This is a genomic window from Rhizobium halophilum (assembly GCF_021648825.1).
GTDB lineage: Bacteria > Pseudomonadota > Alphaproteobacteria > Rhizobiales > Rhizobiaceae > Neorhizobium > Neorhizobium halophilum.
The window spans coordinates 357,171-363,191 of record NZ_JAKJHS010000004.1; the positions used below are offsets into that span (position 1 = coordinate 357,171).

Annotated in this window: 7 protein-coding genes; 1 reads left to right on the forward strand and 6 read right to left on the reverse strand. The window is 61.7% G+C overall.

Annotation, left to right across the window (positions count from 1 at the left end; genetic code table 11):
• Positions 1-5: 5 nt before the first annotated feature.
• The 3 genes from nadE to LXM96_RS11265 are packed head-to-tail and all read right to left on the reverse strand — an operon-like array spanning position 6 to position 2,819.
• Positions 6-1,004 carry an NAD(+) synthase gene (gene nadE, locus LXM96_RS11255; protein WP_239998547.1) on the reverse strand — a complete coding sequence of 333 codons (999 nt, stop codon included), beginning with the start codon at positions 1,002-1,004 and terminating at the stop codon, positions 6-8.
• On the reverse strand, positions 1,001-2,551 hold the full coding sequence (locus tag LXM96_RS11260; RefSeq protein WP_239998548.1) for a class I adenylate-forming enzyme family protein: 1,551 nt from the start codon (positions 2,549-2,551) through the stop codon (positions 1,001-1,003). The genes nadE and LXM96_RS11260 overlap by 4 nt, the downstream gene beginning before the upstream one ends.
• A 10-nt stretch (positions 2,552-2,561) precedes the next feature.
• Positions 2,562-2,819 carry an acyl carrier protein gene (locus tag LXM96_RS11265; protein ID WP_239998549.1) on the reverse strand — a complete coding sequence of 86 codons (258 nt, stop codon included), beginning with the start codon at positions 2,817-2,819 and terminating at the stop codon, positions 2,562-2,564.
• Positions 2,820-3,046: 227 nt separating this feature from the next.
• On the opposite strand from LXM96_RS11265, the gene xth reads away from it, so the two are divergent.
• Complete coding sequence (gene xth, locus LXM96_RS11270; RefSeq protein WP_239998550.1) at positions 3,047-3,823, forward strand: exodeoxyribonuclease III; 777 nt, start codon at positions 3,047-3,049, stop codon at positions 3,821-3,823.
• A gap of 42 nt (positions 3,824-3,865) precedes the next feature.
• Here the strand turns inward: xth and LXM96_RS11275 are convergent, their stop codons facing one another.
• The 3 genes from LXM96_RS11275 to LXM96_RS11285 all read right to left on the reverse strand — a co-directional run bounded on the left by LXM96_RS11275 (position 3,866) and on the right by LXM96_RS11285 (position 5,883).
• Positions 3,866-4,792 (reverse strand): dihydrodipicolinate synthase family protein, encoded by a 927-nt coding sequence (locus LXM96_RS11275; RefSeq protein ID WP_239998551.1) that lies wholly within the window; start codon positions 4,790-4,792, stop codon positions 3,866-3,868.
• A complete protein-coding gene (locus LXM96_RS11280) occupies positions 4,789-5,493 on the reverse strand; it encodes a ribonuclease activity regulator RraA (protein WP_239998552.1) in 705 nt (234 codons plus the stop codon). The genes LXM96_RS11275 and LXM96_RS11280 overlap by 4 nt, the downstream gene beginning before the upstream one ends.
• Before the next feature lie 219 nt (positions 5,494-5,712).
• Complete coding sequence (locus tag LXM96_RS11285; RefSeq protein WP_239998553.1) at positions 5,713-5,883, reverse strand: hypothetical protein; 171 nt, start codon at positions 5,881-5,883, stop codon at positions 5,713-5,715.
• Between the last annotated feature and the right edge of the window lie 138 nt (positions 5,884-6,021).

The window sequence follows — 6,021 nt, forward strand, 5'->3', positions numbered from 1 at the left end:
CGCCTTCAGTCGAGCATCGTCGCCGGCATCGCATGAAGATACTCTGCCACTTTCCGCTTCGAACCGATGTTGCGCCAGACCGCATCGACCTGATCAGGGAGTAGGCCAGCGGCCTCGCCGACGGCCTCGCGCGGAATGCCATTGTTGAGGCCATAGAGGCACACGTCCATCCGGTCGTACGGGAGCGAGAAGTAGTATTCATCCTGCCCCTGCGGCAGGGACCAGGTGTCCGTCGTAGGTGGTCGCCGCCGGATCTCCTCCGGCACGCCGAGCGCTTCGGCAAGCTGGTAGACCTGCGTCTTGTAGAGATGGGCGATCGGCTTGAAGTCCGCCGCGCCGTCACCGTTCTTCACGAAGAAGCCCTGATCGTATTCCAGCCGGTTGGGGGTGCCGGCAACTGCATAGCTCAGCCGGTCCGCATGGTAGTATTCGATCTGCTTGCGTGTCCGCTGCTTCATGTTCGCAGCGGCGATCATCCCGAGGTACACATCGAGCGGCATGCGATGACGGCTCTGCTCTCCGGACGGCGAGGCAACGACGAGCCAGGAAATGTTGTAACCGCGGCTGGAAAGGGCATTCTCGAGCACGACCTTGCACCCCCAGCCTTCACCGAACTCAGGAACAATCTGCCGAATGAACCCGTCGCGTCTCGCGTAGCAGCCAGAGGCGGCAAGGGCCGGACCGATGTCTTCCAACACCGTCTCCACCCCTGTGGCAGTTGCGAGCGACTGTCCCAGACGCAGGCTCTCGGGATCGGAATCGTGCTCGGGCATGAAGATGCCCGTGACCTTTCTCGGCCCCAGGGCACGAGCGCACAGGGCCGCCGTAACGCTAGAATCTATGCCGCCTGATAGTCCCAGAACGACGCCTCGCTTGCGCAGGTCCTTCAGCACCGCCGTGCGGATCCAGGCGCAGATGCGTTCGATCTCCGCTTCAGCGTCGAGCCGGAGGCTTTCAGGAGAGAAGGACATCTCATGCGCGAAGTGCTTCATGCTCTGAGTCATACGGCATTCTCCAGTTGTGGTTCGGCCTCGACGCCGACGCTCATTCTGATCTTGCCGGTCGTCGTGCGGGGCAAGGCTGCCCGGAACTCGACGCTTTTCGGCACCATGTAGTCTTCAAGGTATTGGGCGCAGTGACGGATGACATCCCTCTCCGAAAGCTGGCGCCCCTCTTCCAGCGCCACATGGGCACGCACGACCTGGCCGAAGACCGGATCCTCGACACCGGTCACGGCAGCTTCGCGAACACCGTCAAGCGCGTAAAGCACCCGCTCAACTTCTTGAGGGCTGACCTTCTCGCCGCGTGTCTTGATGATGTCGTCCTTCCGGCTGACGAAATAGAGGAAGCCCTCTTCGTCCGTCCGAAAAAGATCGCCCGTTGATAGACGTCTTTCCCTGTCCGCAGTCCTGAGCTCCTGCAATGCGGTTTCCGCGTCGCACCAATAGCCGGCCATTACGTGCGGCCCCTCCACCACGAGTTCCCCTATGGTGCCTGGGGTCGCAGGCAAGCCCTCCTCATCGACGACGAAAGCGCGCGTGCCCGGGATTGCCTTGCCGACGGAGGTGGGACGCTTGGCGAGCTCTTCTGGTGAGAGATAGCTCACCCGCAGACATTCCGTCTGACCATACATGACAAAGACCTTCGTCTGCGGCAGGATCTCTTGGAGGCGCGCACTCAGCACAGGCGGCAGGGCAGCTGCGGCGCTGGTCACGTATCGCAGGTGCGGAAGAAAGCCCTCAGGAAGGTCCTTCGTCCCGGCGATCAACGCGGCCATCGCAGGGACTAGCGGAAGACCGGTGGCCTTCTCTTCAGCCAGCCGGTCCATCATCTTTCGCGGGAAAGCGAAGCTTTTCTCAAGCACCAGCGTCCCACCAACGCAGACCATCGTCACCAACTGCGTGATGCCGTAGCCGAAGGAAAGCGGAAGCACGCTCAGCACAATCTCGCTGGCCGTGTTTTCCAGGTAGCTGATGATCGACTGGCAGGCCGCATCCACATTCGCATGGGTCAGCATTACCCCCTTGGGGTCGCCGGTAGATCCGGAGGTGTGGATCAGGAGGGCAAGAGCGGTATCGTCGAGAAATCGCGGAAGCGATTTTGTTTGCGTCCTGCGCAAGAGCTCCTCAAGCCGCAGATGATCTCCACCCAAATCCGAAGGTGCTTGTGTCGCGATGACGACCATCTTCCTGCCCGACAAGGCGATCGCAGCGCGGACGTTTGGAAGATACCGCGCGTGCGTGATGACAGCCGCAGGTTCAGTGCTGGAGAAGATGGCGGCAAGCTTTTGTGCCTTCATCGATGGGTGGAGTGGGCAGGCGATGGCGCCCGCCTTCCAGGTCCCGAAGAAGCTGACGGGTGCTTCACCGTCGTTGTCGAGCAGGAAGGCAATCCGGTCGTTTGGCCTCACAGCCATTGCCACCAGTGCAGCGGCGAGACTGCCGGAACGATCATCAATGTCGGCATAGCTGAGGCGGCTCTCGCCAGCGACGACAGCAGTTTTCCCTGCAAACCGTTCCACGCTGTTGCCAAGCCTTGCCTCGATGCGCATGGCTTGGCGTCTACGCAGCCACGGGCAGCTTACGTGCCAGATAGGACGTCATGTTATCGATGCTGTCGAGATTTTCCGGGATGATTTCCTCATCGGCGATTGTGATCCCATAGGTGGCCTCGAGGAAAGCGATCAGTTCGAGGACGCCAGTGGAGTCAATAATGCCTCCCTCGAGGAGCGATTGACTGTCAGTAATATCAGCATCCGCCCGAAACAGAAAATTCTCGGAAATGAATTCACGCACCGCAGAATGAAATCTCTGGGCCATAACAACCGCTCCACTTGAACTGTTCTTGACGCCCCATCCAAATGCGGTGCGACATCCCTAATAGCTGACACCCTGTCATGCCTGACTGAATCTTTTGCTAAACGGCATCGTAAAGACTTTGCAAAACTGCATCGATCCTGAACTGCCGGCGTTATGGCGCAAACGACCAAGAGTGATCGATAGCGACAGTCGGTGGCGTCAAGACAAGTTTCGGGAGCGGAGAGGCAATGAAGATTGCCACTTTCAACGTCAATGGGATCAATGGGCGCCTTGAGGTCCTCCTGCGCTGGCTGAACGAGACGCGGCCGGACGTGGTCTGTTTGCAGGAACTGAAGGCTCCCCAGGAGAAGTTTCCCCTCTCTGCCATTGAGACAGCCGGTTATGGTGCCGTCTGGCACGGGCAGAAACGCTGGAACGGTGTCGCGATTCTTGCTTATGACGCGGAGCCGATCGAAACGCGTCGCGGGCTCGGCGGTGATCTGCAAGACAGCCATAGCCGCTACATCGAAGCGGCGGTGAACGGCGTGTTGATCGGCTGCCTTTATGCGCCGAACGGCAATCCCGCACCCGGCCCAAAGTTCGCGTACAAACTTGCCTGGTACGAACGCTTTCTGGCGCATGCGCAGCATCTGCTGGAGAGCGGGGCTCCGGTAGTACTGGCCGGCGACTACAACATCATGCCCACCGATCGCGACGTCTATGCGCCGGAGCGATGGCGGGATGATGCGCTGTTCCGTCCCGAGGTGCGCGAGGCATTTCGCCGCTTGGAGGAGCAGGGTTGGACAGATGCGCTTCGGCAACTTCATCCCGAAGAACGGATCTACACCTTCTGGGACTATTTTCGAAACGCTTGGGGACGCAACGCGGGCTTGAGGCTGGATCATCTGCTCCTGAGCCCCTCGATCGCCGATCGCCTGGAGCGGGCGGGAGTGGATCGCGAGGTGCGTGGTTGGGAGCACGCAAGCGACCACGCACCCACCTGGATTGAGCTGTCTAAGGCTTAGGGAGGCGGCGACGCACCTAAGCGCCGCCCCCAGGAATTGAGCCTAAAGTATCGCCCGCTTGTCGCGCCGGCCCAGCCGCTTGAGCAAATAGTCCACCTCCGCACGCGCCGTGTCCGTCAGTGCCAGCCCCGGCTTACGCTGCGCATCCGACGTGATGACGCCGCGCCGCATCAGCACATGCTTGCGCACCGCAAGGCCGATCCCGAGTTGCTGCTCGTAACGGATCAGTGGCAAATGCGCGTCGAAGAGGTCGTGCGCCTCGTCCCGCTTCCGGTCGGCGAGGAGGCCGACGAGTTCCACCAGCATGTCCGGAAAACCATATCCGGTCATCGCGCCATCGGCACCGCGCTCCGGCTCGAAGTCGAGGAACATGCCGCCATTGCCGCAAAGGATCGAGAAGGGCCGTAGCTCGCCGGCCTTCTGCATGGCGCGGAGCCTGGAAATCTTTTCAAGGCCCGGCCAGTCCTCGTGCTTCAGCATCAGGCAGGACGGGTGGTTCGAGATGATCTTCGCCACCACACTCGGCGACATCACCACGCTGAGCGTCAGCGGATAATCCTGCAGCACCCAGGGCACGTCCTCGCCGACCGCCTCCACCGCCTGGCCGAAGTAGTTGACGATCTGCTCGTCCGTCCGAAGCGCCGGTGTCGGCGCGATCATCACGCCGGCCGCCCCCATGTCCATCGCATCTCGGGCGAGGGAGCGCATGGCAGCAAAGCCGGGCGCCGAGACGCCGACGATGACAGGCACCTTCGACCGGCCCACCACCTGTCGGATGATTGCCCGGCTTTCCGCCGGTTCCAGCTTCGGCGCCTCGCCCATGATGCCGAGGATGGTGATGCCGGTGCAGCCGCTGTCCTGGTAGAAATCTGTAAGCCTGTCGATGGAGGTCGTGTCGAGCGCGCCGTCCGGCAGGAATGGCGTCGTGGCGATGGCGTAGACGCCTTTGGAATCTGCAGAGAAGCTCATCGTGCGTCCTTCCACGCCTGGTAGCGCGCCTTCGTCTCGGCATTCATCGGATAAAGGCCAGGCAGCGGGACCCCCCGGTCCACCTCCGTCATGATCCACGCTTCCATTTGCTCCTGTTCCGGAGCCTCCGCCAGCACCGCGTCAAGGAATTTGGCAGGGATCAGGACGGCACCATCCTGGTCGGCGACGACAATGTCGTCCGGGAAGACGGCGACGCCGCCACAGGCGATCGGCTCCTGCCAGCCGACGAAGGTGAGGCCGGCAACCGAAGGCGGAGCGGCAACGCCTTCGCACCAAACGTCCATGCCGGTGCCGAGCACGCCCTCTGCGTCACGTACGACCCCGTCGGTCACCAGCGCGGCGACGCCGCGCTTGACCATGCGCGAGCAGAGAATGTCGCCGAAGATGCCGGCGTCCAGCACGCCCATGGCGTCGGCAACCGCCACGCAGCCCTCCGGCATGGCCTCGATTGCGGCGCGGGTCGAGATGGGGGAGGCCCAGCTTTCCGGCGTTGCCAGGTCCTCGCGGGCAGGAACGAAGCGCAGCGTGAAGGCTGGGCCGACCACACGCGCCTGTCCCGGCTTCAGCGGCTTCGTGCCGCGCATCCAGACGTTGCGCAGCCCCTTCTTGAGCAGGACGGTCGTCAACGTGGCGGTGGAGACGTTCTTCAACGTCTCGACGATCTTCGGATCAGGCGGCATGGAATCTCCTCGCGCGGCGGAAGGCAAATCCTTCACGGCGCGGGATATTCGATTGCCCTTTGCAGCGCGTCAAGGAAGGAAGGTCTGCTTTCTGGCTTCTCACTTCAGAAGTCGCAAAGCATCCGCGTTCGTGGGGATGGCGGCGGACGCTCGTGCGAGGCAGGCGTCGAGAACCCCACACGTCACGCCAATGCGGTGCCCACGCGGGGGCGAAGCGGGTTAATCCTGCTCCGTCGTCCGGTCCGTATCGCCATTCTGGAACATCCGCCGGTCTTTGTCGATCTTGCCCGGATCGAAGTTCTCGACGGGTTGCGTAGGCGCATTGGCCGACACAGCCGCATCGTCGGCTGTCTGCTGCTTCTGCTCTGATTTGTCGGATCGATCACGCATGCTCATTCTCCCATTGTGATGGTTGGAGAACGATCAGCAGCGTTGATGGTTCGAACTGAGGTGCCCGACCTGAGAGATAGGTGACGAAACGTACCGGGGACATGGGTAACACTTTCCGTTTTGCGGGAGGTGTTGATG